The organism is Nocardia speluncae NBRC 108251, from assembly GCF_001613245.1.
Classification (GTDB): Bacteria; Actinomycetota; Actinomycetes; order Mycobacteriales; family Mycobacteriaceae; genus Nocardia; species Nocardia speluncae.
Map to the genome: position 1 here is coordinate 16,976 of NZ_BDBZ01000046.1, position 25,545 is coordinate 42,520.

At 66.1% G+C, this 25,545-nt stretch carries 27 protein-coding genes; 18 read left to right on the forward strand and 9 right to left on the reverse strand.

Features of this window, described 5'->3' with window-relative positions; genetic code table 11:
• The first annotated feature begins 2 nt into the window (after positions 1-2).
• From NS6_RS31500 to NS6_RS31515, 4 genes are read left to right on the forward strand one after another with little or no spacing between them, the layout of a single operon-like run.
• On the forward strand, positions 3-878 hold the full coding sequence (locus NS6_RS31500) for a branched-chain amino acid ABC transporter permease (protein WP_068049687.1): 876 nt from the start codon (positions 3-5) through the stop codon (positions 876-878).
• Positions 871-2,637, forward strand: coding sequence for a branched-chain amino acid ABC transporter ATP-binding protein/permease (locus NS6_RS31505; protein ID WP_068049688.1), 1,767 nt, complete (start codon positions 871-873; stop codon positions 2,635-2,637). The genes NS6_RS31500 and NS6_RS31505 overlap by 8 nt, the downstream gene beginning before the upstream one ends.
• Positions 2,634-3,368, forward strand: coding sequence for an ABC transporter ATP-binding protein (locus NS6_RS31510; RefSeq protein WP_068049690.1), 735 nt, complete (start codon positions 2,634-2,636; stop codon positions 3,366-3,368). The genes NS6_RS31505 and NS6_RS31510 overlap by 4 nt, the downstream gene beginning before the upstream one ends.
• The gene (locus NS6_RS31515) at positions 3,365-4,966 is read left to right on the forward strand and encodes an AMP-binding protein (protein ID WP_068049692.1); all 1,602 of its coding nucleotides are present in this window, start codon (positions 3,365-3,367) and stop codon (positions 4,964-4,966) included. Before NS6_RS31510 ends, NS6_RS31515 begins: the two co-directional genes overlap by 4 nt.
• On the opposite strand, the gene NS6_RS31520 is transcribed toward NS6_RS31515, so the two are convergent.
• Positions 4,967-5,584, reverse strand: coding sequence for a TetR/AcrR family transcriptional regulator (locus NS6_RS31520; RefSeq protein ID WP_068049694.1), 618 nt, complete (start codon positions 5,582-5,584; stop codon positions 4,967-4,969).
• Between the two features lie 89 nt (positions 5,585-5,673).
• Here NS6_RS31520 and NS6_RS31525 point away from each other — a divergent pair, with 89 nt between their 5' ends.
• Genes NS6_RS31525 through NS6_RS31555 form a run of 7 tightly spaced genes read left to right on the forward strand, consistent with a single transcriptional unit; the run spans position 5,674 to position 12,187 of the window.
• Positions 5,674-6,639: an amidohydrolase family protein gene (locus NS6_RS31525; RefSeq protein ID WP_068049698.1), complete on the forward strand. Its 966-nt coding sequence runs from the start codon at positions 5,674-5,676 to the stop codon at positions 6,637-6,639.
• Complete coding sequence (locus NS6_RS31530; RefSeq protein ID WP_068049700.1) at positions 6,636-7,355, forward strand: SDR family NAD(P)-dependent oxidoreductase; 720 nt, start codon at positions 6,636-6,638, stop codon at positions 7,353-7,355. The genes NS6_RS31525 and NS6_RS31530 overlap by 4 nt, the downstream gene beginning before the upstream one ends.
• Entirely contained in the window at positions 7,352-8,173 is an 822-nt protein-coding gene (locus NS6_RS31535) for an enoyl-CoA hydratase/isomerase family protein (RefSeq protein WP_084471605.1), read from the forward strand. Before NS6_RS31530 ends, NS6_RS31535 begins: the two co-directional genes overlap by 4 nt.
• A 13-nt stretch (positions 8,174-8,186) precedes the next feature.
• Positions 8,187-8,945: an SDR family NAD(P)-dependent oxidoreductase gene (locus NS6_RS31540; protein ID WP_068049702.1), complete on the forward strand. Its 759-nt coding sequence runs from the start codon at positions 8,187-8,189 to the stop codon at positions 8,943-8,945.
• Positions 8,942-10,627: a CocE/NonD family hydrolase gene (locus NS6_RS31545; protein ID WP_068049704.1), complete on the forward strand. Its 1,686-nt coding sequence runs from the start codon at positions 8,942-8,944 to the stop codon at positions 10,625-10,627. The genes NS6_RS31540 and NS6_RS31545 overlap by 4 nt, the downstream gene beginning before the upstream one ends.
• Entirely contained in the window at positions 10,627-11,433 is an 807-nt protein-coding gene (locus tag NS6_RS31550) for an enoyl-CoA hydratase/isomerase family protein (RefSeq protein WP_068049709.1), read from the forward strand. The genes NS6_RS31545 and NS6_RS31550 overlap by 1 nt, the downstream gene beginning before the upstream one ends.
• Position 11,434: 1 nt before the next feature.
• Positions 11,435-12,187, forward strand: coding sequence for an SDR family oxidoreductase (locus tag NS6_RS31555; RefSeq protein WP_068049711.1), 753 nt, complete (start codon positions 11,435-11,437; stop codon positions 12,185-12,187).
• Between the two features lie 110 nt (positions 12,188-12,297).
• Here the strand turns inward: NS6_RS31555 and NS6_RS36550 are convergent, their stop codons facing one another.
• Positions 12,298-12,465 (reverse strand): hypothetical protein, encoded by a 168-nt coding sequence (locus tag NS6_RS36550; RefSeq protein WP_443093662.1) that lies wholly within the window; start codon positions 12,463-12,465, stop codon positions 12,298-12,300.
• A 238-nt stretch (positions 12,466-12,703) separates the two neighbouring features.
• Here NS6_RS36550 and NS6_RS31560 point away from each other — a divergent pair, with 238 nt between their 5' ends.
• Entirely contained in the window at positions 12,704-13,180 is a 477-nt protein-coding gene (locus NS6_RS31560; protein ID WP_068049847.1) for a DUF4254 domain-containing protein, read from the forward strand.
• Positions 13,181-13,488: 308 nt separating this feature from the next.
• Positions 13,489-13,920, forward strand: coding sequence for an SgcJ/EcaC family oxidoreductase (locus NS6_RS31565; protein ID WP_068049713.1), 432 nt, complete (start codon positions 13,489-13,491; stop codon positions 13,918-13,920).
• Between the two features lie 315 nt (positions 13,921-14,235).
• On the opposite strand, the gene NS6_RS31570 is transcribed toward NS6_RS31565, so the two are convergent.
• The 5 genes from NS6_RS31570 to NS6_RS31590 form a co-directional block, all read right to left on the reverse strand.
• Positions 14,236-15,129 (reverse strand): alpha/beta hydrolase, encoded by an 894-nt coding sequence (locus tag NS6_RS31570; protein ID WP_068049849.1) that lies wholly within the window; start codon positions 15,127-15,129, stop codon positions 14,236-14,238.
• 75 nt (positions 15,130-15,204) lie between these two features.
• The gene (locus NS6_RS31575; RefSeq protein WP_068049715.1) at positions 15,205-15,810 is read right to left on the reverse strand and encodes a TetR/AcrR family transcriptional regulator; all 606 of its coding nucleotides are present in this window, start codon (positions 15,808-15,810) and stop codon (positions 15,205-15,207) included.
• 102 nt (positions 15,811-15,912) lie between these two features.
• Positions 15,913-16,299: a VOC family protein gene (locus tag NS6_RS31580; RefSeq protein ID WP_068049717.1), complete on the reverse strand. Its 387-nt coding sequence runs from the start codon at positions 16,297-16,299 to the stop codon at positions 15,913-15,915.
• Between the two features lie 3 nt (positions 16,300-16,302).
• The gene (locus NS6_RS31585) at positions 16,303-16,656 is read right to left on the reverse strand and encodes an ArsR/SmtB family transcription factor (RefSeq protein ID WP_068049720.1); all 354 of its coding nucleotides are present in this window, start codon (positions 16,654-16,656) and stop codon (positions 16,303-16,305) included.
• Positions 16,643-17,077 (reverse strand): SRPBCC domain-containing protein, encoded by a 435-nt coding sequence (locus NS6_RS31590; protein ID WP_068049851.1) that lies wholly within the window; start codon positions 17,075-17,077, stop codon positions 16,643-16,645. The genes NS6_RS31585 and NS6_RS31590 overlap by 14 nt, the downstream gene beginning before the upstream one ends.
• Positions 17,078-17,322: 245 nt before the next feature.
• On the opposite strand from NS6_RS31590, the gene NS6_RS31595 reads away from it, so the two are divergent.
• On the forward strand, positions 17,323-18,183 hold the full coding sequence (locus tag NS6_RS31595) for an LLM class F420-dependent oxidoreductase (RefSeq protein WP_068049722.1): 861 nt from the start codon (positions 17,323-17,325) through the stop codon (positions 18,181-18,183).
• Positions 18,184-18,538: 355 nt separating this feature from the next.
• Here the strand turns inward: NS6_RS31595 and NS6_RS31600 are convergent, their stop codons facing one another.
• Complete coding sequence (locus tag NS6_RS31600) at positions 18,539-19,324, reverse strand: TetR/AcrR family transcriptional regulator (protein WP_068049724.1); 786 nt, start codon at positions 19,322-19,324, stop codon at positions 18,539-18,541.
• An 852-nt stretch (positions 19,325-20,176) separates the two neighbouring features.
• Between NS6_RS31600 and NS6_RS31605 the strand changes: the two genes are divergently transcribed.
• Genes NS6_RS31605 through NS6_RS31620 form a run of 4 tightly spaced genes read left to right on the forward strand, consistent with a single transcriptional unit; the run spans position 20,177 to position 24,589 of the window.
• Positions 20,177-21,016, forward strand: coding sequence for an alpha/beta fold hydrolase (locus NS6_RS31605; protein WP_068049726.1), 840 nt, complete (start codon positions 20,177-20,179; stop codon positions 21,014-21,016).
• A 32-nt stretch (positions 21,017-21,048) separates the two neighbouring features.
• Positions 21,049-22,212 (forward strand): acyl-CoA dehydrogenase family protein, encoded by a 1,164-nt coding sequence (locus NS6_RS31610; RefSeq protein WP_068049729.1) that lies wholly within the window; start codon positions 21,049-21,051, stop codon positions 22,210-22,212.
• Positions 22,213-22,226: 14 nt separating this feature from the next.
• On the forward strand, positions 22,227-23,108 hold the full coding sequence (locus NS6_RS31615) for a VOC family protein (protein ID WP_068049731.1): 882 nt from the start codon (positions 22,227-22,229) through the stop codon (positions 23,106-23,108).
• Positions 23,105-24,589: an MFS transporter gene (locus tag NS6_RS31620; RefSeq protein WP_068049733.1), complete on the forward strand. Its 1,485-nt coding sequence runs from the start codon at positions 23,105-23,107 to the stop codon at positions 24,587-24,589. Before NS6_RS31615 ends, NS6_RS31620 begins: the two co-directional genes overlap by 4 nt.
• A gap of 88 nt (positions 24,590-24,677) precedes the next feature.
• On the opposite strand, the gene NS6_RS31625 is transcribed toward NS6_RS31620, so the two are convergent.
• Positions 24,678-25,523: a TetR/AcrR family transcriptional regulator gene (locus tag NS6_RS31625; protein ID WP_068049735.1), complete on the reverse strand. Its 846-nt coding sequence runs from the start codon at positions 25,521-25,523 to the stop codon at positions 24,678-24,680.
• Positions 25,524-25,545 lie beyond the last annotated feature (22 nt).

Below are 25,545 nucleotides of genomic sequence, written 5' to 3' on the forward strand. Positions count from 1 at the left end.
GAATGCTGACAGATATCATCGTGCCGGGGTTGACCTTCGGCAGTATCTACGCGCTCATCGCGATGAGTTTCAATGTCTCGTATCGGCCGACCAATGTGGTCAACTTCGCGCAGGGCGAGCTGGTGATGGTCGGTGCGATGGTGGTCGCGGCGACCGCGCTCGGTGGACTGCCGTGGGGGTTGGCCGCCGTGGCCGTCATGGTCCTCGTCGGCGCGATAGCGTTGGTGGAGGAGCGGATCGCGGTGACGCCCGTATTGCGTCGGTCCAGTCACGCAACCGGCTGGGTCATCACCACCCTGGCGTTCTCTTTGGTGATCGGCGAGGTGGCCGGCAAACTGTGGACCGATCAGCCGCGCGCTGTCGAACCGCCCGCGCCGTTGTCGCTGGACCGGATCGAACTGGCAGGGGCGAGTTTCAACACCTATCAGGTCGCGGTGGTCGTCGCAGCGGTGCTGGTCATGCTCGTACTGCAACGCATCGACCGGACACCGCTCGGATGTGCGATGCGAGCCGTCGCCGCCGACCGCGATGGCGCCCGCCTGCGTGGCGTGGATCCGTCCTCGCTGACCCGGCAATCGTTTTTCATCAGTGGTGCGCTCGCCGGGCTGGCCGGGCTCCTGGCCGCCCCTTTGCTGCTGGCTTCTCTCGGCATGGGGCTGGCGCTTCTCATCAAAGGGTTCGCCACCCTGGCCATCGGCGGTATCGGATCGAACAAGGGAGCGCTGCTCGCGGGCTGGACTCTCGGCCTGGTGGAGGCCATCGGGACCAACTATGTGAGTCCCGGGCTCCAGAACGTGGTGCTGTTCGCCTTCATGCTCGTGTTCCTGTTGATTCGCCCGAACGGGGTCCTGGGCCAGAAGGTGATGCGCCATGTCTGATCGTCGCTCGATCCGGTTCGCGCTCATCGGCGCAGGAGTGATCCTGCTCTTCGCGCTGCCGCTGATCAATGCGCACCCCTCGTTCATCTACCTCGCGGCCATGGTGGGAGTTCTCGCCCTCGTCGCCATGGGCCTGAACGTGACGATGGGCTACACCGGGCAAGTCTCGCTGGGGCACGGTGCGCTGGTCGCTGTCGGGGCTTACACCGCGGCAATCCTGATGACCGACCAGGGGTGGTCGTTCTGGCTCGCGGCCGCGGTCGCCACGTTCACCGGCACGCTGGCCGGAATGGTCATGGCACTGCCCGCATTACGACTGTCGTCGTGGTACATCGCGCTGATCACCCTGGGTTTCGCGATGGTCGCGCGCACCCTGATCGTGGAGCTCGAGTGGCTCACCGGCGGGTACGCCGGGATCGTCGGTATCCCGCGCCCGAGTATCGGGGCGATCGAGCTCGGTGATCGCGGGGTGTACTGGCTGGTGATCGTTGTCGACCTGATCGTGCTGGCCCTCATAGCGAGCATGGCCCGCTCACGGATCGGCCGGTCGATGATGGTGGTGCGGGACTCGCCGGAGCTCGCGCGTGCCGTCGGTGTCGACGCCACCGTGATCAAGCTGGCCACCTTTGCGGTGGGTGGTGCCGCGGCGGGGCTCGCCGGGGCGCTGCTGGCCACGAACAACGGCATGGTCTCGCCCGACGACTTCACCCTCGATTTCTCCATCTTCTTCCTGATCGTGGTGATCATCGGCGGTGCGGGCCGACTGTGGGGCCCGATCGTCGGAACCCTGGTGTTCTTCGCTGTGCCGGAGCTGCTCACCTCGCTCGATCAGTGGCGTGGGCTCATCTACGGTGTCGGTCTGCTGTTCCTGATGGTGTTCGCGCCGCGCGGCATCATCGGTGCGGTCGAGGCATGGCGCGATCGCCGTACTCATCGCCCGGATTTCGTCACGCAGGAGCCGCTGGCCACCCGATCCGAGCATTTGGCGTCCGGTTCGCCCGCGGCGCTGTCGATATCGGAGGTGTCGAAGTCCTTCGGCGGCGTCCGAGCGCTCGACGGCGTCAGCGTCGAGGTGGCGCCGGGATCGGTCCACGCCATCGTCGGGCCGAACGGGTCCGGTAAGACCACACTGCTCAATGTCGTCAGTCGCATGCTGGTGCCGGACTCGGGCCGGGTGCGCCTTGACGAGACCGATCTGCTGTCGACCCGGGCCGAGCGGCTGGCCGCTTCCGGCGTCGCGCGGGTCTTCCAGACACCCAAACTCCTTCCGGAGGCGTCCGTCTCCGACAACGTGGTCCTCGGTGGATACGCCCGCCGCACGGCTTCGGTATTGGGTGTCGTCCTGCGGACCCCCGGTGGACGACGGGAGGAACGTGAGGTCCGTGCGCACGCGCACGAGGTCCTGGTCGAACTCGGCCTGGGGTCTTCGGAGTCGTCGCAGGCCGATCTCCTGCCGCACGGCCGGCAGCGGCTGCTGGAGATGTGCCGCGCGCTGGTCGCCCGGCCTCGCCTGCTGATTCTGGACGAGCCTGCCGCGGGGCTGGCTCCACACGAGCTCAGCGCGCTGGAACAGTTGATCGGCTCGATTCGCGACGGCGGGACGACAGTGCTGCTGGTAGAACACCATATCGAGCTCGTCGCGCGGGTCGCCGACACCGTGACCGTTCTCGATCGCGGCCGATTGGTCGTGACGGCGACACCTGATGAGGCGCTCGCGGACCGCCGGGTTGTCGAGGCATATCTGGGAGTGAGCTCATGAACGATGACGTTGTTCTCGTAGCGGAGAACGTGCACGCGGGTTATGGTCCCGTTCCGGTGGTCGCCGCCGTCGATCTGAGGGTGTCGCGCGGCGAGATCCTGGCCGTCGTGGGTGCCAACGGCGCGGGTAAAACCACCCTGCTCAGTGCCCTGTCGGGATTGTTGCCGCTGGCCGAAGGGCGGCTGATCGTCGACGGCGTCCCCGTGCGGAAAGCGGGCCCGAACCAGCTCATCGAGCTGGGGGTGGCGCTGGTGCCCGAGGGGCGGCGGCTGTTCAACGGGCTCACCGTGGACGAGCACCTCCGGATGGGTCTGTGGAAGCAGCGGCTGTCGCGCCGGGTGGCCGCCGAGCGACGGGACAGGGTGACCGAGCTCTTTCCGATCCTGCACGAACGCCGCAGCTCACCGGCCGAGGTGCTCAGCGGTGGAGAGCAGCAGATGTTGGCGATCGGGCTGGCGCTGATGCGCGCACCCCGGCTGCTGATGCTCGATGAGCCGTCCATCGGGCTCGCTCCGGTCATCATCGACCGGGTCTTCGACGTGCTGGCCTCGCTGCGTGCGGAGGGACAGGCGATCATCATTGTCGAACAACGGGTGCAGAAGGTGCTGGAGCGGGCCGACCGGGCAGCCGTCCTGCAGAACGGCCGGGTGGTCGTCACCGGTCTGGCCGCGGCGCTGGTGGACGATCCACGACTTCGCGCCGCGTATCTGGGAACAAAGGAAGTGCGATGACGAGTAGGTTGCGACCCGCGGACGAATGCGTCCTGCCTACGGTGTTGCGGCGGCGAGCCGCCGAGCGTCCCGACCAAACCTTCGTGATCTTCGAGGACGGGGTCGACTGGACGTATGCGCGGATGTTGCGGGAGGCCGAACAGGTGGCCGCCGGGCTGGTGACGCTCGGCGTCGGCCGGGGCGACCGTGTTGTCTCATGGTTGCCGAATGGCCCGGACGCGCTTCGGGTGTGGTTCGGCGTGAACCTACTCGGCGCGATCCTCGTGCCGCTCAACACCGCCTATCGCGGTGGATTACTCGAACACGCTTTCCGGCTCTCCGGTGCCGAGGTCGCGGTCGTTCATTCGGATCTGCTGCCCCGATTGGGTGAGATCGATCTGCACGGCCTCCGTGATGTGGTGGCGGTCGGGCCCGGCTACACCGGTCCGTTCCCGGTCACCGTGCACAGTGAGACGATTTTCGCGGTCGAGCGACCCGGCCCGCCTGCGGTGGATCTCGCGCCGTGGGACACCTACGCGATCATCCTGACCTCGGGCACCACCGGTCCGTCCAAGGGCGTGATCTGCACCTACGCTCAGCTCAGTGCATGCGCGGAGGCTGCTTTCGAGGGCAATTTCGGCCCTGGTGACCGATACCTGGTGACACTTCCGCTGTTCCACGCGGGCGGCACCATCGGAGTCAACGCGGCGGTCGTGCTGGGGGGCAGCATCGCTCTGACCACTGCGTTCCGAACGTCGGAGTTCTGGGATCTGGTGCGGGCCACCGGCTCTACCCATGTCACATTGCTGGGGGTGATGGCCACCTTCCTGAGTAAGCAGCCGGAATCGGCCGCGGACACCGAACATCCGTTGCGCCGGGTCTTCATGATTCCGCTGTCCGAGGACGCAGCGGAGTTCGCGCGGCGATTCGATGTCGACCTCGTCGCGATGTTCAACATGACGGAGGTGTCGATTCCGATCATCTCCGAGCTCAACCCGTCTGTGGTCGGGACCTCCGGGCGGGTGCGCCCGGGGGTGGAGGCCCGGCTGGTGGACGAGCACGACCGGGAGGTCGCGGACGGGACCGTCGGTGAGCTGATCGTGCGGGCCGATCGCCCGTGGACCATCGCGAACGGTTATCTGGGCAGACCCGAGGCGACTGCGGCGGCGTGGCGTAACGGCTGGTTCCACACCGGTGACGCATTCCGGCGGGTCGACGGAGAGTTCTTCTTCGTCGATCGGCTCGGCGACACCATTCGCCGGCGTGGCGAGAATATCTCCTCCTTCGAGGTGGAGAGTGAGATTCTTGCGCACCCTGATGTGCAGGAGGCTGCGGTGGTGGCGACGCCCAGCCCGGACGGGGAGGACGAGGTGCTCGCAGTGGTGGCGCCCGTCGCCGGCCGCCGTATCGACGTCGTGGAGTTGCTGGAGTTCGTCTGCCCGCGCATGGCGCATTTCATGGTGCCGAGGTTCGTCCGGGTGCTGGACGAGCTACCCAAAACGCCCACCAGCAAGATCCAGAAGCACCTGCTGCGCGCCGAGGGGGTAACGGCGGACACGCTGGATCGGGAGGACCTCGGCGTGGTGGTCAAGCGTGGCCGGGTCGGCTCACGGGAGTAGTCACTTCCCATTCGTCCCGACCATCAGCATGACGAGTTCGGTGTGCTGCCGGGCCAGCTCGATGGAGTCGAGCCGGCCCGCGGGCCGGAACCACTGGCCGGCGTTCATACACAGATCGAGGATCGATTTGGCTGCGATGTCCACGTCGATGCCGCGTTCGGGGAAGGTGAAGGTTTCGTTCTCCACGCCGCGGCGTAGACAGATTTCGAAGATCTCGCGAACCTCGCGCTGGCGCTGGAGAATCACCGCGCCGCGGTCCGCGGGCAGGTGGCGCCATTCGCGCTGACTGACCATTCCTTCTATCTGGCGCTCGGTGTGGAAGGTGGAGATGGCAGTGACAATGGCCCGTAGTTGTTCGGCGGGGTCGTCACCGGCGGTGTCGAGTCCAATGCGTAGCGCGGTAAGGGTGTCGTCGTGCGAGCGTTCGAGGATGGCGAAGAGGACATCTTCCTTCGATGCGTAGTGGTTGTACAGCGAGCCGGCGGTGACCTGGCATGCGGTCATGATTCGCCGTACGGAGGTGGCGGGGTAGCCGTCTTTGAAGAACAGTCCGGCGGCGACGTCGAGGATGCGCTGGGCAGTGTCGGTTGTGCGGGCATCGCTACGGGGTTCTGTCACACCTCGAGACTAGCAGTTATGTGAACGAACATTTGTTGACGTACTTGGCCGATGCTGGTAAACAAACGTTCATATATATTGGAGGTATAGTGAAACAACAGCCTGTTATCGACATATGCGATGTCGTTTTCGACGAACAGGGCTGGCGGGCGTATCTCCACGCCCTGCTCGGGAGCGCACCGCGCTACCTCGAAGTCTTCGCCGGTCGATTCGGACGGCTCAGTGGCCGGTCGGCAGCGAGTGTGATGAGGGCATTCGCTGCCGACCCCGGTAGTACCATCGGGTGGCTGGCCGAACAGCTCGGGTCGACCACACCGGACACGCACGTCGCGCACCTGGCCACGGAGGGGATCCGGGCGCAGGTCCTGCACGGCGGTTCGTGGCCCACCACGCACGGCACGGTCAACGACCTGGTCGCCGCGCAGGTTGCCGCCCACCCCGAACGACTCATCGGCTGGGCGGGAGTGAGTCTGCGGGAACCGGATTCAGCGCTGGCCGAGGCAACCCGAGCGCTCGGAGAATTACGGATGACAGGTCTGTCGATCATCCCATTTCTCGACGGAGTCGACGTCGCCGACCAGGTCCACGATCCGCTGTGGCGGCTCTGTGTAGAACACGACGTGCCGGTCTGGATCCACAGCGGTCAGCACTTTCGTACTACGGTCCCCACCGGGATTTCCACCCCTTCGGTGATCGATCGGATCGCCGGGCGCCACCCCGGCCTGCGCATCATCATCGGACACGGCGGCTGGCCCTGGATACTCGAAGCCATCGCGTTGCTGCAACGCCACCCCGAGGTCTATCTCGAGTTCTCCTCACACGACCCGGCGACGATGGCCCGGGCGGGCTCCGGTTGGGAGCCACTGTTCCTGCACGGCGCCCGCTCGATCCGGCACCAGGTGATGTTCGGCTCCACCAGCTGGACGCACGGAAGGTCCGTGCGCGAGATCGCCGAGCGAGCGGACCGGCTGCCCATCGACGAAGCCGTGCGGCACGCCTGGTTGTACGGCAATGCCGAACGGATGCTCCGACTCGACGCGGTGGTGTCGCAATGACCGGGCTCCTCGACGGCCGGCGCATTCTGGTCACCGGCGCGCTCGGCGGTATCGGAACAGCGGTGACGCGGCTGATCGAGTCCGAGGGGGGCACGGTGGTCGGTATCGACCGTCCGGAGTCCGTGGCACGCAGTGGCACGCATACGGCGCACGGACTCGACCTGACGGCGGCGGGAGCCACAGACCGGGCCCGCGAGCTCTGCCGGGAGCTCGGCGGGATCGACGGGCTGGTCAACAATGCGGGGATCGAGTACCGGGCCGGGCTCGGCGAGCACACCGATGACGACTGGTCACGAGTCATGGCCGTCAATCTCGACGTGCCGTTCCGGCTCAGCCGCGACCTGGCCGGCCTGCTCGAAGCCGGTCCCGACGCGGCAATCGTCAACATCTGTTCGATCGCGGTCACCGGTTTCGCGGGCCAGGTGGCCTACGACGCGAGCAAAGGCGGTCTCCAAACGCTCACTCGTTCGCTGGCGGTGGAACTCGGTCCCGAGGGCATCCGCGCCAACGCGGTGTGTCCGGGATTCATCGATACCCCGATGCTCGACACCGGCTCCCTGCGCGATCTCGCCACGAAGGTGGCCCGTGGTCTTCCATTACGCCGCCTCGGAATCCCCGACGATATCGGGCACGCCGTGGTGTGGTTGCTCAGCGGTCGTTCCCGATACATCACCGGACAGTCGCTCTACGTCGACGGAGGCATGATCCGCTCATGAAAGCCCAATACGAGCTCACCACGCCACATTCCACGCTGCGGGTCACCACGCCGGGGCCCGGCATCGTCTGGATCACCCTGAACCGCCCGCACCGGCTCAACGCCATCGATCGCCGACTCGGGGCCGAGCTGTGCGCCGAACTCGAGCGGCGTTTCGCCGACCACGCCACCCGGGTCGTCGTGCTCACCGGCGAAGGACGCGCCTTCTGTGCCGGTGACGATCTCGGCGCGGTCGAGGAACACCTGCGTGGGGACCGCACCCACTCTCCGGTGGTCGGTGACACCGCCGATCCCATCTATCTGCGCATCATCGAGATGATGGTGACGGCCCGTGCGCCGGTCATCACGTCGATCAACGGCTTCGCCGCCGGGGCAGGCGCGGAAATCGCCTGTGCCGGTGACCTGCGCATCGCCGCGAGTACCGCCCGCATCGGCAGTGGTCTGCTCCGGGTCGCCCAAGCGGGCAGCGTCGCGATGCTGGGCCGCCTGGTCGGCCCGGCGCGAGCCACCGAGATCTACCTCTCCGGCGAGCTGTTGGACGCGGACGCCGCCGAGCGGGCCGGGATCTTCGGCCGCGTGGTACCGCCCGCGGAACTCGAAGCGGTCACGCTGGTCGAGGCCGAGCGGTTGGCCCGATCGGCTACCGCCGCGATCGGATTGTTCAAAGAGCTGCGTGAACGCTGTGTCGGTCAGCCGGTCGAAATGGCGCTGCGCCTACAGAACTCGGTGCATATCCGCAACAACGCCGAAGTCGCCGATGCCCGTGAGGGCGCGATGGCCTTCCTGGAAAAACGTGACCCGCACTTCGTGGGCAGATAAGGGGCGCAACACCATGAACATCTTCGGATCCTTCGACCAGCACGTCGCCGTGGTCACCGGCGCGGCCAGCGGTATAGGTGCCGCCTCGATGACGTTGTTCCGGCAGGCCGGGGCGACGGTCGTCGGCCTCGACCTCCGGCCCGGTCCGGACATCATCGCGTGCGACGTCTCCGACCCGGCAGCCGTGGATGCGGCGCTGACCGAGGTGGTGGACCGCCACGGTCGGCTCGACATCGTTCACGGCAACGCGGGTATCAATATCCCCGGTCGTGCGCATTCACTGTCGGACCAGGACTATCGCAAGGTGATGGGCGTGTGCTGTGACGCCAACTTCTACCTCGTGAGGTCCGCGGTCGGCCACATGCGGAGTAACGGGGGAGTTTTCGTTTTCACCACCTCGATGTGCGGTGTCGGAGCCACGCCGAGATCGCCGGTGTACAACATGGCCAAGCACGCGCTGATCGGCCTGACCCGGTCCGTGGCAGTGGATTACGGCTACCAGGGAATTCGCGCGGTGGCACTGGTCACCGGGCCCACCCATACCGCGATGGTCGACGATCTGTGGCCCGAGGGCGTTCTGCGTCAGAGCCTGGTCGACTCCACCGCGACCGGACGATTGAGTACCCCCGAGGAGCAGGCGCGGGTCGCGGTGTTCGCGGCGCTGCCCGGCTCGGCCTACATGAACGGTGGAGTCGTCATGGTCGACGGCGGCGCCACCGCGGGATGGAACGAGATGGCCGGCCGGATGTTGACCCTCACCGCGCCCGCATGAACCCCGACGCTGTCTGGCACCGCGATATCGAGAGCCCGATGCGCGACGGCGTCGTGCTGCGCGGTGATCTCTGGCGGCCGGACCGGCCCGCACCTGTGGTGATCTTCCGAACTCCGTACGGCCGTCGCAGGATCAGCTCCGACGTGCTCACACCGATGGCCTGCGTCGAATTCGGTTGGGCGGCTTTCGTTCAGGACACCCGCGGACGTTTCGGCTCCGACGGCGAGTGGAAGCCCGTCATGTGGGATCAAGAAGCGCTCGACACCCACGATACGGTCGAGTGGGCGGCAGCACAGCCCTGGTGCGACGGCACGGTGATCCTCGCCGGCACCTCCTACGGCGGGATCCTTTCCATGCTCGGCGGGGCGGCGCGGCCACCGCATCTGGCCGGTGTGGCCGCAGCAATGGTCACGACGGGCCGTCGCGATCGGGTGGAGATGGGTGGCGCGCTGCGGCTGGACCACTTGTTCGGCTGGATGATCTACATGGCGGCCGACTGGCTCGCCCGAAATCCCGAGTACGCCGACGCCGAGAACACCGCCCTGCTCGGGTCGTTACTCGCCGACCCGGCAGCGGCGATGCGGACTTTGCCGCTGGCCGCGAACCCGCTCGCCCGCCTGCGCGGTTTTCCCCTCGACGTCGAGAAGCTGCTCACCGGAGCCGAGCAGACACTGCCGGAGTGGCGACCCGAGGCGATCGAGGTGCCGGTGTTCGTGACCACGGGCTGGTACGACGTCTACGCATCGTCGACGATCGATACCTTCACCGAGGGGGTGGCCGCGAACCCTGAAGTGCCGTATCGGCTGCTCATCGGACCGTGGGCACACACCGGGCCGCTCCAACACGTCCAGGGTGAGCTCAACTTCGGAGTGTCGGCCTCGGCGGCGGCGATCGGCCTGCCTGCCAGACAGCTCGGCTTCTTCCGGCAATGCGCCGAGAGCGCGCCGGTGCTGCCTTTGCGGCAGGTCGACTACTTCCTGATGGGCGCCGACGAATGGATGTCGGCCGATCAGTGGCCGCCGAGAGGGGTGGTGTCGCGTCGATTCCGGTTGGTCTGTGGCGCGGGAGCCGGTCGAGCGGGCGGCCTGGAGTCCGACGAGGTCCAGGTGGACGACGGCGGTATCGATACCTATGTCTACGACCCGCTTTCGCCGGTGCCGAGTCGCGGCGGCCGACTCCTGCACCTCGGCCGTCTCGCGCCTGGACCGATCGATCTCGGTCGGCACTGCGAGCGCGGTGACACACTGCACTACCTGACCGAGCCCCTGGAACAGGCTGTGGACGTGGTGGGCTCGGTGTCGATGACGGTACGAGTGAGCCTCGACCGCCCCGACTCCGACGTGTTCGTCAGGCTCGTCGACCGATATCCCGACGGGCGGATGCTGCCGGTGGCCGAAGGCAACACCCGGGTGCGGTTCCGGGACGACCCGGCCGTCGCGGATCCGTTGCCGCCGGGCGAAACCGCCACCATCACTGTCGATCTGGGCTATACGGCCCAGCGTTTCCGGGGCGGGCACCAGCTCGGCGTAGTGGTGACCAGCAGCAACTTTCCGCACGTCGATCGCAACCTCAATATCGCTGCGCCCGGTGCCGCCTGCGCCGACCCGTTGCCGGTCACCGTGGGTTTGCACACTGCGGGCTCGATGCTGACTCTCGATATCCTCCCTGGCGAAAGGATCTGATGATGCCGGTCTGGACCGAACGACGTGAGGGCGCGGTGGCAGTGTTGTCGTACCGAAACCCACCACGCAATTTCCTCACCTTCGCCGCGCTCGCCGAACTGGGCGAGATACTGCGGCAGATATCTGCGGACGACACGATCTCGGTGGTGGTGCTGCGCAGTGCGGTTCCCGGCTACTTCGTGGCGCACGCCGACCTGGAGGAACTCGCGAGGCTCGCCGCGGGTCCTGTTCAGGAGGCGCGTTCCTGGTACACCACGATGCGTCTCGTCGAAACCATGCCGCAGCCGGTGATCGCCGCGATCAACGGGCAATCATGGGGCGGAGGTGTCGAGCTCGCTCTGTCCTGTGCGCTGCGCTGGGCGAGCGCCGCGGCGCACTTCGCGTTGATCGAGACGTCGCTGGGGATCATTCCAGGCGCGGGCGGCACTCAGCGGCTGATTCGGCTTCTCGGCCGTGGAGATGCCACCGAGCTGGTGTTGAGCGGAGAGGTTGTCGATGCCGAGCGCGCGCGGGAGATCGGGTTGGTCGGTCGGGTCTTCGCGACCGAGAACTTCGACGAGGCGGTTCTGACCGCGGCTACAGCGATGGCTCGGAAGCCGCTGACGGCGCTCGCGGCGGCGAAACGAGTACTGCGTGACGGCGCGGAGCTGAGTATCGCCGATGCCTTCCGCCTCGAGGGCGCCACGTTCGCGGACCTGTTGGCGACACCGGAATCCGTTGCGTTGCAGGAGCATGCGCGACATATCTACGCGAACACAGCCGACGACGAGCCGGTGCGATTCGGCACCGATCGGATGGTGAACTGATATGCCCGGGGTTGCTGTTGTCACCGGCGCGAGCCGAGGGGTGGGCCGCGCGATAGCTCTCGAACTCGCCGAACTCGGCTATGACATCGGCGTGGGTTACTACTCCCGCACCGGTGCTGCCGACGCCGTGGTCCGCGAGATCGAGCATCTCGGGCGATCGGCGTGCGCGCTGCAAGTCGATACCCGTGAACCCGAATCGTGCCGCGCGATGGTCGGCCGGGCTCGCCGGCTGGGGCCGATCCGCGCCGTTGTCGCCAACGCGACCGGATTCGCCGACTCCATGCCCGCTCGGACCTCGACGGTGGACACCCCGATCGAGACATACACCGAGATGTTCACCGCCCGGGTGGGCTCCGTGCTCAGTCTGGTCGAAGCGGCCGGCGGCGATCTGCACGACGGTGGTCGAATCGTCGCCGTCACCAGTACCGGCACCCGGCGACACGTTCCCGGGTACGCACCCGTTGCGGTATCGATGGCGGCGACAGAATCTGTGATCCGCTACTTGGCTGTGGAATTGGGCCGCGAAGGCGTCACAGCGAATATCGCCAGCGGCGGGGTCATCGACACCGAGGCACTGTCGGCGGTCTCGTCGAACCCGGACCGCCTGAAGGCGCTGGTCGCCAAGTCGACACCGCTCGGCCGGGTGGGTTTGGCTCATGATCTCGCCCGCCTGGTGAAGTTCCTGTGTGGCGACGACGGCGCATGGGTGAACGGCCAGACCGTGATCGCCGACGGCGGCAATCTCATCGCGTGACCCACTGGGCGCCCGGTCGCCGGTCGAACGCGGCACGGTGCGCTGCCCCCAACTGATCGAGCGCTCGGCATTCTGTGGTTGACGTCACACATCGGACCGGTTATCTTTCATTACGCAGCGTAATGTAATGAAAGGATCGGTTCGTGCGCGACGAGGTGGAGTTCTTCAGTGGCGTAGCAGCGCCACGGGGAGGAATGAGCACGTAATGAGCAGACGAATCCGCCCGAGGTGGCAAGGCGAACGTGCTCGGCCCACCCGCGCGGCGGCAGAACTGACACTGGACGACCTGCAAATTGTCAGTCGGGTGCTCGGGTTTCGAAGTGTCGAGGACCTCGTCGGCAGCGAGCTGTGGCTCGGCACGTCCGGCGGTCGGCCATCGAAGGCGGGGATCTCCGATCTGCCGACTCGGTCGCAATCGCAGCCGGCAGTGAGCGTGGGCTGTCCGGGTGAAACCGAGGGTCGGCATCATGATCACGATGTCTGCCGGTGCCCCGCCGTACCTCCGCGGTGATTCCGATGCGGGCAATCGAACATTCGACACAACCGGCCCGTTCGTCGAGCTCGGCGCACTGCGCGCTACCGACGGGGGAGGAGTTGTTGTCGGCGATCCGAGGTCATCACATCGGGCCCCATCCGCTGGTCCGGGTCGCGTGTCAGCTCGGGCGGCTGCATCATCCCGATACGCAGAGTTCGGCCTGCGCGAAACGGCGATTCCGGAATGCCTTGGCCCGGCAAGCGGACCAGTGGGTGGCCGACCACGCGCCGCCACCACATCCTGCCGCGACCCTGCACACGGAATCCATGGGCGCAGTGATCGATCGACTCGCTCAGCAACAGGTCCACGCCTATCGCCTGCTGATGACCACGAAACCGTCCGACCCCACTGTGCACGCGGAATGGTATCGGCTCGCTCAGCTGATCGACGACTACACCGATCTGGCCACGGCGGTGACACGCGGGTCGCGCCGCCTGCCGACTACCCCGATCTCGTAGGGGGAGCGTCGGCGATATCTCGTGAGGTGATCCGGTGCCGCCGTGCATTCCTCGATGGGAGCTCGTCAACAGTCGACCTCGGGACATCGAGGATCTATCGAGATCGGCTCAACGTCGTAATCACCTGCCAACCCGAGAGCGAAAGGCCGACTACAGGTTTCTTCAGTGGAGACGCCCGCTGCCCTGCTAGGCCTCCGGTCTTTTCGTAGGGGGCTGGTCGGCCGGTTCGTGACGGTCGCAATCGTGGTGATGTGTGGCGCATCGCGAGCAGTTGACCTGAAGTTCTATTGAGGTTACAGAATCGTGTGATGAGCAACGAAGTAGCCACAGTGACCGGGCAGATCCCCGGCGATCTCGATACCGAACTCGCGGCGATTCGCGCCGTTGTCGGGACTGTCGAGCACGCGCAGGCCAACGAACTGGTCGATGAGTTCACCGGGGTTTTCCGCGCCGATGCGATCTGGACTACCGGCCATGGGCGGCGCCTTTTCGGTCGCCCGGCCATCGCCGAGTTCACTGCCGAGGTACTGCCCGGCGCCGCCGCACGCGGGCGGGCGACCTACGAGATCGAGCACGTGCTGTTCCTGCGGCCCGATGTCGCTGCCGTCAAGATCCGGCAAAGCGGCTTCACACCCGAGGGCGAACTGTGGGGTCAGGGTACGCCGATGTATGTGATGACCAAGGAAGAAGGTATCTGGGTGCTCACCGCCGGTCAGAACACCGCCGTGGTGACCGACTGACATACCGCAGACGAGGTGGGATCGGCCGCTTCGAAGGTGCCACCGAAACCTTCGGCGCGGCCACTTCTGGATGGTCGGGGACGCTCAGCGGGTCGGCCTGCTCATGCGCCGGATCGCTGCCGTCCGATCACTCGGCCGGGGGAACTCGGTGTCTGCGGCCGCCCGCGATGAGCGTTTCGATCCATCCGATTGCCTCGTCTCGACCGTGCGGCAAGCGGTCGGCGTGTCCTTCTCTCCGGTAGGTTTCCGGCGCCCGGTGGCGATCTCACCAGGTCGAGGCGTTGCCTCGATTGGATGGCGGTGGGCGTCGGCCCGTCACTGTCGGGTGAGGTGTGTCAGCAAGAAGTCGCGGGCGGCGGAGGAGGCTTGATCGAATCGTTCGCCGTAGACGGCGAAATGACCTCCGGGGACCAGGGCGAGCTGTTTGGGCTCCAGGGCCTCGGCGTAACTCTGGAGTGCGATATCGCTGGGTGTGAGAGTGTCTCCTTCGGCGATCACCATCAGCAAGGGGGTCGGAGACACCCGGCGGAGGAATGCTTCAGGTGCGTAACCCTGGAATTTGTCGATGCTGGAGAGTGTGACCTCGTTACGCCAGGTCGGTATCTGCGGGCCGTTGGCCATCAGCCATTCGTAGACCTCGCTGCCCGGCATCGCGACCAGTTCGGTGGGGTCGTCGGAGGCGGCCTTGATCGTCTGGTGCGGTTCGCCCGCGGCGCGGGCCGACCGGTCCGCGGCGATCGCCTCGTGTACGACGGGCAGCATGATCGACGGCACGAGGCGGCCGAAGGTCGCCCAGCCGTTGGTCAGCGGGACCTGGGACACGACGGCTCGGACGCGGCGGTCGGTGGCGGCGACGACCAGGACATGGGCGCCGGCGTAACTGGTTCCCCAGATGCCGATCCGATCGCTGTCGATTCCGTCGAGCGTCTGTGCGTAGGTCACCGCGTCGCGATAGCCCTCGATCTGCGCGGCCGGATCCACCTCTGAACGCGGTTCGCCGTCGGAGGTGCCGAAACCGGGATGGTCGTAGACCAGGCAGGCGAGCCCGGCGGCGCTGAGCACCTCCGCGAACGGTGCGACCCATTCCTTGACGCCGGCGAACCCGTGGGTCATCACCACCAGCGGCACGGCGCCGGTGCGGCCTTCCGGCCGATACAGCCACCCACGCAGGGAGACTCCGGCGCTGAGGAATTCTACGTCTTCACGCATCGCGGCACCTTTCATTACATTCCGCCTTGTAATGAAATCTAGCGAGTCGGCAATGTGAGGTCAACCACAGAATGATCAGTGCTTGTGCAGGCCTACGGCGTCGAGTGCGGCCTGCACCGTGTACTGCACGAACTTTTCGTCGATCGGTCCGAGGGTGGGTACCAGCGCCCGTATCAGCATCGGCCCGGTGATGAGGTCGCACACCCATTCGGAATCGACTCCGGGCGCAATCTCGCCTCGGGCGATCGCGCGTTCCAGGATCGTCGCAGTGGAAAGCCGGCGTGGTCGCATGAACTGCTCCTGGAACCGTTGCGCTACCTCCGGGGTGCGACCGAGCTCTTCCAGTAGACCCGGCACTGCCCGGCGCAGCACCGGGTCGTTGAACAGGTCACGCTGGTGTTGCTGGATCGCGAGCAGCTCTGCCTCGATCCCACCCAGGTCCTCGGCTCCGGGTTGCAGTCCGTACCGATCGATCAGTACCGCGACCACGAGATCGGCGCGGGAGCTGTACCGGCGGTAGAGTGCAGGCCTGCTCGTTCCTGCTGCGTCGGCGACAGCCTGGAGGGTGAGTGCGCCGTAACCGCGTTCGGCGATCAGTTGCGCGGCGGCCTCGAGCAGCGCGGCGTCCACTCGGCTGTCGCGCGGACGGCCGGTGCGGGAACCAGCGGAGTTATCGAGCATGGGTTCACCGTACCGAGAGCGATCTCCGAGATCGCAGCAACGGGCCGCAGGACGGGACCGGACACCAGTTGCCTCAATGGCCGCCAGGAGCCGGCTGATGGTTCAACTGTTGTCGGGCAGGCGGACGATATGCGGGATAGCGACCGGATTGCTGATCCAGTGGGCGTTCATTCCCGAAGGGAACGGTTCCAGCTCGTCCTGCACAGGGATGCCGTGGGCGGCCAGGTGCTCGGTTGCCCGGTCGACGTCGTCGGTGAACAGTTCCAGCCAGAGGTCGGCGTGCGCATAGTTGTCGACACGATCGAGCCACAGCGTGACGGGTCCGAAGCGGACGGCGGCGCTCTGGACCACTCCTTCGGCGACGGTCTCGTCGCTGTTTTCGGTGACCTCCATGTCCAGGATGTCGCGATAGAAGGCCACAGTCCGGTCGAACTGGGCCCGGGGGAGTTTCATGGCGATATTGTTTCCGCCGCGGAAGGTGGGGGTCATGGTTCAGTTCTCCTGTGTTCGATCGAGGTGGTTCTGTAGCGCGCTCAGACGGCCGTCCCAGGTGTGCGCGAGTGCCGCCAGAAACGACTGAGCCACGGCAACCGGCCGGGTCTGCAGGCGATAGCGGATCCGGCGCCGTTCTCCGGGTTCGGCTCGGACGAGTTCGGTCTCGGCCAGTAGAGCGAGGTGTTTGGTGATCGCCTGCCGCGAGATGGGTAGCCGGTCGGCGAGATCGGTTGCGGTGGCCGGGCCGTGCGCGGCGAGCTCGGCGAGGAGGGTGCGGCGTGTGGGATCCGCCAGTGCAGTGAATACCGCCTGGGCGATCAGCTCGGTATCTGCCTCTTCAGGCTGCGGCATCGAGGTACTCGGTCAGCTCGGTCAGCTCGGTCGCCCATCCCTCGACATTGCCTTCGTATGCGCTGCCCAAGTGGTCGGGCAGCTGAGCGAAGCCGATCTCGACAACTGTGAGCCGGGTGCCGGTCGGTGTCGGCGCCAGCGAGAATTCCACGTGTGTCCGGCGCGGATCGCTGGGCGGCAGCCCGCTGATCGCCCAGGTGAAGGCGAAGCGGCGGGGTGGCTCGACGGCCTGGATCCACAGGGTGTGCGGTCCGTCTTCGTCCCACCACACGCGCACCGTGCCGCCGGGACGCATGTCATCGATTTCGGCTCGGGAACCGAACCAGCTTCCGAGCCCTTCCGGTGTGGTCAAGGCGTTCCACACCTTCTCGGGTGGGTGGTGGAGTTCCTGGTCACGCTCGATTCGATCGGGCAGGGGCACCGCAACCTCCAGATATAGCAACCATTGGATTGCTATAAATTACCGCAATCGATGGGTTGCGGCAAGCGGGTTTCGATGCAGTGAGTGGGCGTAGTGGGTCTCTGTGGCGCCGACCCCCGCGACATGTTCCGGGGACTGTCACAGTGTTCGCAGGAACCGCCCTTTCGCTCCGCCGTGCAGTAGCATCCTTCCCGCAAGGCCGGGTTCCGGCACCGGCGTACAGATCGCGGCTACAGGAGGGTTTTGTGCAGCTTTCGGGCGTGGGGATCTGGAGTTCGCAGCTGCGCTACGGCGATCCGGCCGTAGCTGCGGAGGCGGCCGCCGAACTCGAGGAGCTGGGCTTCGCCGCGGTGTGGATCCCCGATGTCGGCGGACCGGTATTCGATGCCGTGGGCAACCTGTTGCAGGCGACGGAGCGCATGGTCGTCGCGACCGGCATCCTGAACTTGTGGATGCACGAACCGTCGGAGGTCGCGGCTCGGTACGCGTCGCTGACCGGTACACACGGCGACCGGTTCCTGCTCGGTATCGGCGTGAGCCACGCACCGTTGATCGATGCGGGCGATCCGGGTCGCTACCGGAAGCCTTTGGCGGCGACCCGGGCTTATCTGGACGCACTGGACGCGCTCGATCGTCCCGTGCCCGCAGAGGCGCGGGTGTTGGCCGCGCTGGGGCCCAAGATGTTGCACCTTTCGGCGACCCGCGCCGCCGGCGCCCACCCCTACCTGGTCACGCCCGAGCACACCGCCACGGCCCGGACTGCGCTCGGCGAGGGGCCGCTGCTGCTGCCGGAACAGACGGTGGTCCTCACCACCGACGCCGAGCAGGCGCGGTCCATCGGCACCGATTGGCTGCGTAGCTACCTCCAGCTACCCAACTACGCCAACAACCTTCTGCGGTCGGGCTTCACGCAGGAGGATATCGACACCGTAAGCGACCGGCTCTTCGACGCGATCATCGCCTGGGGCGACGAGGAAGCGATTCTGCGTCGAGTAGCCGAACATCGAGCGGCCGGCGCCGACCACGTCTGCGTGCAGGTACTCGACGCCGACCCGCAGGCGTTCCCGCGCGAGCAGTGGCGGCGTCTCGCGGCCGCGCTGGCCTGATCCGAGCGCGTCCGCCCATCGGCACCGAGACCGGGTGGGGTTCTTGACCTACCGGCGCCCGATCGTGGTCCGCTGCGAATGCGGATCGATAGTTCGGGCCGGGTAGCGGCCGAGGGAGTGGGACGGCCTCCTGCTCGATCCGCCGGAACGGGGCCGGGCCTGCTATGCAACGGAGTCGTCGGCGGTCCGGGCGATCGAGGCTCGACTGCGCAGCATCGTGGAATGCGCCGTCACCGAACGCAATACGAATCGGAGGTCGGGCACCGGCCGGTACTTGCGTGCTTCCGGCCGGACGGCGTGGCCACGGGAACGAGAGGATCGCGCCCGGCGCGCCTGAACGTATCGCCCGGCCCTGTCAGTCGCCGCCGATGTCGCTTTCGGCTGGTTTGGACAACGATTCGACCAGGTTGTGCATGGCGCGCATATCGGAACGCAGCGCGTCGAGCTCGGAACGCAGCGCATCCACTGCATCGCCGGCCGGTTCGTGCACCGATGTCGTGGCGGGCGGCTGCGGGTGGCGCTCACTCACCGGTGCCGGTTCCGGTTCCGGTACCGCATCGGGTCGCGCCGGCGCGAATCCGTCCAGGAAGACCGATGTCACTGTGGCGGTGATCGATTCGATATCGGCGGCGAGCGTTTTCCGGTGCCACCGGACCGACTGGAACACGCACTCGCGCATCATCCGCTGGAACTCGAAGGGATCTATGCCGGAGTTGAATTCGCCGTTGCGCACACCTTCTTCGGTGATTTCGTGCCAGGCGTGATGCGAGAAATCGACGGCCTCGGCGATCTGTGTGTAGCCGGGCAGCGCGCTGAGACTCTCCAGTTCGTTCTGGTAGATCTCGGTGGCATAAGGGTGCTGGTCTGCGACTTCGAGCGAAACCCGGACCATGAGGCCGAGCCGGTGACGGGCGGTGCCGGTTCCGGTGAGGACGGCTTCGTAGCGCTGTACCAAATCTGTCAGGAAACTCGTCAGGATCTCGGAGAAGATCGCATCCTTGGAGTTGAAATAGTGATACAGCGTCCCGGAGTTCAGTCCCACCGCATCGGCGATCTCCCGGATCGTCGTCGCCGACGACCCCCGTTCGGAGAATAGCCGAGCCGATTCGGTCAGAATCAGCTGACGCCGACTCGCTGCCACTGTGCACCTCTCGTGTCCGGACTGGCGGTGTATGCCCCTGTTGTACAGAGGCTAGCAGCAGGTCAAGGATGGTTAATCGGCCATCCGTCACCGGTGTACGGCGCGAGCTGTGGCTCGGCCGGGCGCGGTCAGGGCGGCTTCGACGGGCCCGTCGGAGACTACTGCTGTACTCGTGAGCATCGATATCTGCGGTGTCGCGAGCGCCATCTATATCGGCGCCCCGGTCTCGGTCTCGAACATATTCCTCCATCGGGGCAACCATGGTGACGACGGGTCTCCCCGAAGCCCCGAGCCCTTCTGTCGGCGCACGCCTTCGACGCGGAGGGGAACGGATTCTACCCTGCGACACCAGAACTCGAACGGGTTTGTGCTGCTGGTTGCGAGCTCGGAGTATGCGCAGAGGCGATGGGACGCACCCGGGCGACCGCTGCGGAACCATCCGGCAACGGCGCGGAGCCACTGATTTCCGAGCCGGTGGAAGTGTTCGATCGTCCGGACATCCGGCAAGTGGGGGTGATTCGCCTCCGGAGGAGCCTGGCCGGGGCCTCCCGGCGGTGCGGGCAATGTGCATTTACCGGCATGTCCGGCCATGTGGATCACCTATGGATCGGGCGAGTGAGGTGCGACGCCCGTCCCACCGTAGAGTGCGAGTTCATCGGCGGTCAATCAATCAATTGATCAGAAACCAATCGGATGGTTGACAAAAGTGAGTGACCAGGGTCACCATTGAGCGCGTAACCCGTGTGCCGATCCTCGGCCGATATCAGGGGCACCAGTGGCTCGACCACCAACCGGCGCTGCCCAATAGGGGCCCGGTCAGCTCGCGGGCCTTTCATCGAACATCGGAGATCTGTGACCCTCTCGGACGACTACAAAGACACCACTCGTGGCCCGTCCGCCACGGACGGGCTGCACTACCACGAGGCCGGGGACGGGCATCCCCTCGTGCTGTTGCACGGATCCGGTCCGGGCGTATCCGGCTGGTCGAACTTCGCGAAGAACCTGCCGGTCTTCGCGCGCACCTTCCGTACGGTCGTCGTCGATATGCCAGGGTTCGGCGCGAGCCCCGACAAGGAATACGACCGGCCGTACCCGGAGATAGCAGCGCAGGCGATCGTCACCCTGCTCGACGACCTCGGCATCGAGAAGGCCCACCTGCTCGGCAATTCGATGGGCGGATGGGTCTCGCTCGAAACGGCCGCCCTCGCCCCCGAACGAGTCGAACGGATGGTGCTGATGGGCCCGGGGGGTTTGTACGCACCACTGCTCGGGCCGATGGTGAGCGAAGGGGCCCGCCGGCTGCACGAGTTCCTGGCCGAACCGAGTCGCCAGGCCCTGGAGGCCTGGGTCGACTCGATGGTCTACGACCGGGCAACGATCACACCGCAACTCCTCGACGACCGCTGGAACAATGCCACCGCGCCTCGCGCAATCGAACGTATGCGTGCGGTGATGGCTTCGCTGGGTCTGCCCGGCAAGGCGCCACTGTGGACCCGCACCGCCGAGATCCCGCACGAAACTCTGGTCACTTGGGGTCGCGACGACCGGATGCTCCCGCCGGACGGCGCATTCTTCGCGCTGCGGCGCATGCCGAAGGCCGATCTGCACATTCTCGGCGAGTGCGGGCATTGGGCACAGGTCGAGCGAAAGCACGACTTCGAAACGCTCGCCACGGCGTTCCTCACCCGCTAGAGCCATCCCCGAAGATCGAAGGAACCAGATACATGCAATGTCAGCACGAAGCCATCGATGCAGTCCTCGCGGTGCGCGACCGGGTGACCGAGCTCGAGGGCGAATGTACGCAGCGCCGCAAGCTGACCGACGAAACAGCCAAAATTCTTCGGGACGCGGGCATTATGCGGCTCATCCAGCCGAGACGTTACGGCGGGTTCGAGGCAGACCCCTGCCTCTTCAATGCTGCGATGTACGAGATCGCCCGATTGTCGAGCTCGGCAGGGTGGGTCACCGGCGTCGTCGGTGTCCACTCGTGGCATCTCGGGCTCTTCCCCGACCAGGCGCAGCGGGAGGTCTGGGGCGAGGATCCGGATACGTGGATCAGTTCGTCCTACAGTCCTGCGGGTACCGCCAGGATTGTGCCGGGCGGTTACGAGCTGACCGGCCGGTGGGGTTTCTCCTCCGGTAGCGACCATTGCGGCTGGGTTTTCGTCGGCGCGATGGTGACCGACGCGGACGGACGTCGCACCGGGCAGCAGGTCCATCTCCTGCTTCCCCGTACGGATTACACGATCGACGATGTCTGGTTCACTGCGGGCCTGGCGGGAACCGGCAGTAACGATATCGTCGTCGACAAGGCGTTCGTGCCCGAGCACCGGGTCCACGATGTCGCGGACCTGTACGGCGGCCGCTACCCAGGTAATAGCGTCAATACCGGGCCCCTGTTCCGTATGCCCTGGTACACGGTGTTCATCAACGCGGTCGTGGTGCCGCTGGCCGGGATGTCCCGGCGTGTTGTGGACGAGGCGGCGGGCATCCACCGGTCCCGGCTGGCGGTCGACCCGGCGAAGCTACCGCATCCGGCGACGCTGGCACGGCTGACCGAAGCGGATTTCGAGGTCGACACTGCCTACCGGATTCTGCAATCCAACCTGGGCGATGCCTACGCGGCGGCGGTTCGCGGGGACGAGGTGACGGTGCCGATACGTCAGCGCAGCAAGCGTGATCACATCGCCGCCGTGCGACTGGTCGTCTCGGCGGCCGACAAGGCATACCAGGTCGGCGGCCCGCGCTCCATCGCGTCGTCGTGCGCACTGCAGGCGGTCTGGCGTGACGTCCACGCCGGTCGACACCATGCGATCAATCTGCCGGACAAGGTCGATCACGAATACGGCGAGTATCTGCTCACCGGCGCGCTCAACGGCCTCTACTGATTCAAGGAGCTCCTATGCCCATCCTCTCGCTGGGGTACCTGCGTCTGCGTGTCGAGTCCACCGAGTCGTGGCGGACTTTCGCCGGCGACTTCCTGGGCATGATGCGAGTCGACGGCCCGCTGCCCGATGCCCTGCACTACCGAATGGACGACTATCCGCCGCGCCTGGTGATCTCGGAATCCTCCGCCCCGGGGCTGGAGGCGATCGGTCTCGAGGTCCTGCACCGGACCGATCTACAGGAGTTGGTCGAGCGAGTGGAGGCCGCGGGTGTCGAGATCCATATCGGTACCCCGGCGGAGTGCGAGCTACGCCAGGTGACGGGTTTCGCGGGATTCGACGATCCCTCCGGAAACCGGATCGAGTTGTTCTACGGCCCCGTTCTCAGTCACCGTCCGGTGGAACTGAACGGTGTTTCGCGTTTCGTCACCGGTGACCAGGGCATGGGACATGTCATCGTGAACGTGCTGGATACCGAGGAGGCGTACGAGTTCTACGTCGGTGTCCTGGGATTCGTCGAACGCAACTCACTGGCTCTGCCCGGCGGGGTCAGCTATTTTCTGGGCTGCAACCCGCGCCAGCACACGTTCGGGCTCAGCCCCGCGCAGGGGCCCGCGTTGATGCACTTCATGGTGGAGGCCGAGGATATCGACGATGTCGGCAGGGCGCTCGATCGTGCGGCCGATCTCGGGATCCCGATGATGCAGTCGCTCGGCAAGCACACCAATGACCGGATGCTGTCGTTCTACGTCTACTCTCCCGAAGGTCACGCCACCGAAATCGGCTGGGGTGGAGAACGTATCGAGACGCCCCAGCCCACCTACCGGATCACCGAGGGGGCTGTGTGGGGCCATCGATTCACGCCGGCGCCCGACGGTGCGAAGGGGCTTGCTCGGTGACCGGCACACTCGACGGCCGAAGACCGGCGGCGGCCACCACGAGCGAAACCCGCCGGTGGACACCGAGACTGGTCGCCATACTGGTCGTACTGATCTTGATATCCGAGATCATTCCCGTCTCGTCGGTTCTCGCGGGGACCGCCCTGCCCGCCATCGCCGCGGAGTTCGCCACCACCCAGGCCGGGTGGACCATGACAATCGCCTTCCTGACCGCCAGCATCGGGATGCCGCTGGTGGGCAAGCTCGCCGATATGTACGGCAAGAAGCGATTGCTCATGATCGTGCTCGCGGTGACGGTCGCCGGGGCAGTACTGTCGGCCCTGGCGCCGACCTACCCCGTGTTCCTGATCGGACGTGCGCTACAGGGGGCGATCTTCTCGGTCGCGTTCCTGTGCTATTCGCTGGTGCGGGATGTGTTCCCGCCGAGAATCATTCCGTTCGCTGTCAGCGTCACCATCACCGGCACCGGCATCGTGGTTGTTCTGCAGCCGTTCCTCGCAGGCTGGTTGATCGACAATCACGGTGTCACGGGCGCCTTCTGGTTCGTGACGGTGCTCACCGCGGTGCTGGCCGCCGCGGCGTTCCTGATCATTCCGGAGTCGCCGGTACGCTCCGGGGACTCTCGTCCCGACCTGGTGGGGGCGGTTCTGCTGGGTGGCTCGGTGGCGGCGGTCCTGCTGGCGGTGAGCAAGGCCCCGGAATGGGGCTGGTCCAGCGCAGCCACGCCGGCGCTGTTACTGCTCGGGTGCGCCATGTTCGCCGCCTGGCTCGTGCAGGCCGGTCACACCCCCGAGCCATTGATCAACGTGCGGCAGCTCCGCCGGCCCGCGCTGCTGTTCACCGTGCTGTCCTCGGGCCTCGTATACGGGGTGGGGACCACCACCAGTTCGATCCTGGCCGTGATGGCGATGACGCCGCGCGAGGCCGGCGGCGACTACGGATTCGGGATGACGGCCAGTGAATACGCGATCTTCGGTGTGATCAACGGCCTCGGCATCGTCCTGGGCGGTTTGATCGTCGGGGTGACCGCCCGCCGAACGGGCGCCAAGCTGCATATGGTCCTCGCCGCTGCCCTCATCGGGATCGGTGTCCTGGCTATGGGCGTGTGGCGCGGAGAAGAACTGATCGTGCTGATCGCCACCGGCGTGGTGCACCTCGGTGTGGGCCTGGCCGGTGCCGCCATCCCGAACCTCGTCATCGCGGCCGTGCCGGCCGACTCGCAGGTGGTGAGTTCGAGTATCGCCGAGGTCAGCCGCACACTCCTGGCCGGCGTCGGAACGACGGTGGTGTTCTTCCTCCTCAACGCCAATGTCCGGGCGTTGGCAGAGGGAGCGCCGGTGTATGCGGGCGCAGGATTCATGTGGGCATTCGGCGTCATTGCCGCGTGTGCCCTCGCCGGAGGTATCTGCGCAGTATTCCTTCCCCGCCGGCTGGGTGCGGAAATACCCACGGCCGGAAAGGGGGAACCAGCCGCCGCATAGTGACAATGCCGCTCTCGGTGGTTGCTCGACTATCCGGCGAAAAGCGACAGGACCGTTCCGTGCCGGCGGTCCTGTCGTCACGGACCGATCATCGTGGGGCAGCAGCCGATGCTTCCGGGGTGCCCCCCGCGGGCCGGGTCTCCGCCGCCGCCGCGCCGTCGACTGCCTGCGGCCGGTCGGACAGCGACTGCACGAGCTCGCGAATGGCATCGACGCCGGAACGCAGCTCGTCGAGCTCGCCACGGAGTTCGTCCACAGGGTCGGTGGGTGGCTCGGGGGCAGGTTCTGGAGCAGGAATCCGGGTGCGCGGGATCTGCGCCGATACCGGCGGCGGAGCCGGGTCTGCCTGTCCGGTGCGTGCCGGTGCGAACCCGTCGAGGAACACCGAGGTGACGGTCGCAGTGATGGCTTCGATATCCGTGGTGAGAGTGTCGCGGTGCCATCTGACGGACTGGAAAACACATTCACGCACCATTCGCTGGAACTCGAATGGATCTATACGCGAATTGAATTCGCCACAGCGAACACCTTCCTCAGTGACACCGAACCATGCGCGATGCGAAGATTCGACCGCCTTCGCGATCTCGGCGTAGTCGGGAAGCGCGCTCAGGTTCTCGTATTCGTTCTGGTAGATCTCGGTGGCGTAGGGGTGCTGGTCGGCGACCTCGAGCGATACCCGGATCATCAGCGACAAGCGGTGACGGGCTGTTCCGGCCCCGGCCGTGACGGCCTCGTAGCGCTGCACCAGGTCCGTCAAGAAACGCATCAGGATCTCGGAGAAAATTGCGTCCTTCGAGCTGAAGTAGTGGTAGAGCGTCCCGGAGTTCAGGTCGACCGCATCGGCGATCTCACGGATCGTTGTGGCAGACAGACCGCATTCGGCGAACAACCGAGCGGATTCTGCCAGGATCACCTGACGCCGACTGGCGGCCATTGTTCACCTCTCGTCGTTCTGC

Coding starts and splice junctions, on each gene's coding strand:
- NS6_RS31530 (WP_068049700.1), top strand. CDS start 6,636: ATGACCGGGCTCCTCGACGGCCGGCGCATTCTGGTCACCGGCGCGCTC.
- NS6_RS31510 (WP_068049690.1), top strand. CDS start 2,634: ATGAACGATGACGTTGTTCTCGTAGCGGAGAACGTGCACGCGGGTTAT.
- NS6_RS31580 (WP_068049717.1), bottom strand. CDS start 16,299: ATGACCCCCACCTTCCGCGGCGGAAACAATATCGCCATGAAACTCCCC.
- NS6_RS31555 (WP_068049711.1), top strand. CDS start 11,435: ATGCCCGGGGTTGCTGTTGTCACCGGCGCGAGCCGAGGGGTGGGCCGC.
- NS6_RS31540 (WP_068049702.1), top strand. CDS start 8,187: ATGAACATCTTCGGATCCTTCGACCAGCACGTCGCCGTGGTCACCGGC.
- NS6_RS31625 (WP_068049735.1), bottom strand. CDS start 25,523: ATGGCCGCCAGTCGGCGTCAGGTGATCCTGGCAGAATCCGCTCGGTTG.
- NS6_RS31565 (WP_068049713.1), top strand. CDS start 13,489: ATGAGCAACGAAGTAGCCACAGTGACCGGGCAGATCCCCGGCGATCTC.
- NS6_RS31500 (WP_068049687.1), top strand. CDS start 3: ATGCTGACAGATATCATCGTGCCGGGGTTGACCTTCGGCAGTATCTAC.
- NS6_RS31550 (WP_068049709.1), top strand. CDS start 10,627: ATGATGCCGGTCTGGACCGAACGACGTGAGGGCGCGGTGGCAGTGTTG.
- NS6_RS31615 (WP_068049731.1), top strand. CDS start 22,227: ATGCCCATCCTCTCGCTGGGGTACCTGCGTCTGCGTGTCGAGTCCACC.
- NS6_RS31560 (WP_068049847.1), top strand. CDS start 12,704: ATGCGGGCAATCGAACATTCGACACAACCGGCCCGTTCGTCGAGCTCG.
- NS6_RS31570 (WP_068049849.1), bottom strand. CDS start 15,129: ATGCGTGAAGACGTAGAATTCCTCAGCGCCGGAGTCTCCCTGCGTGGG.
- NS6_RS31535 (WP_084471605.1), top strand. CDS start 7,352: ATGAAAGCCCAATACGAGCTCACCACGCCACATTCCACGCTGCGGGTC.
- NS6_RS31610 (WP_068049729.1), top strand. CDS start 21,049: ATGCAATGTCAGCACGAAGCCATCGATGCAGTCCTCGCGGTGCGCGAC.
- NS6_RS31575 (WP_068049715.1), bottom strand. CDS start 15,810: ATGCTCGATAACTCCGCTGGTTCCCGCACCGGCCGTCCGCGCGACAGC.
- NS6_RS31585 (WP_068049720.1), bottom strand. CDS start 16,656: ATGCCGCAGCCTGAAGAGGCAGATACCGAGCTGATCGCCCAGGCGGTA.
- NS6_RS31545 (WP_068049704.1), top strand. CDS start 8,942: ATGAACCCCGACGCTGTCTGGCACCGCGATATCGAGAGCCCGATGCGC.
- NS6_RS31505 (WP_068049688.1), top strand. CDS start 871: ATGTCTGATCGTCGCTCGATCCGGTTCGCGCTCATCGGCGCAGGAGTG.
- NS6_RS31515 (WP_068049692.1), top strand. CDS start 3,365: ATGACGAGTAGGTTGCGACCCGCGGACGAATGCGTCCTGCCTACGGTG.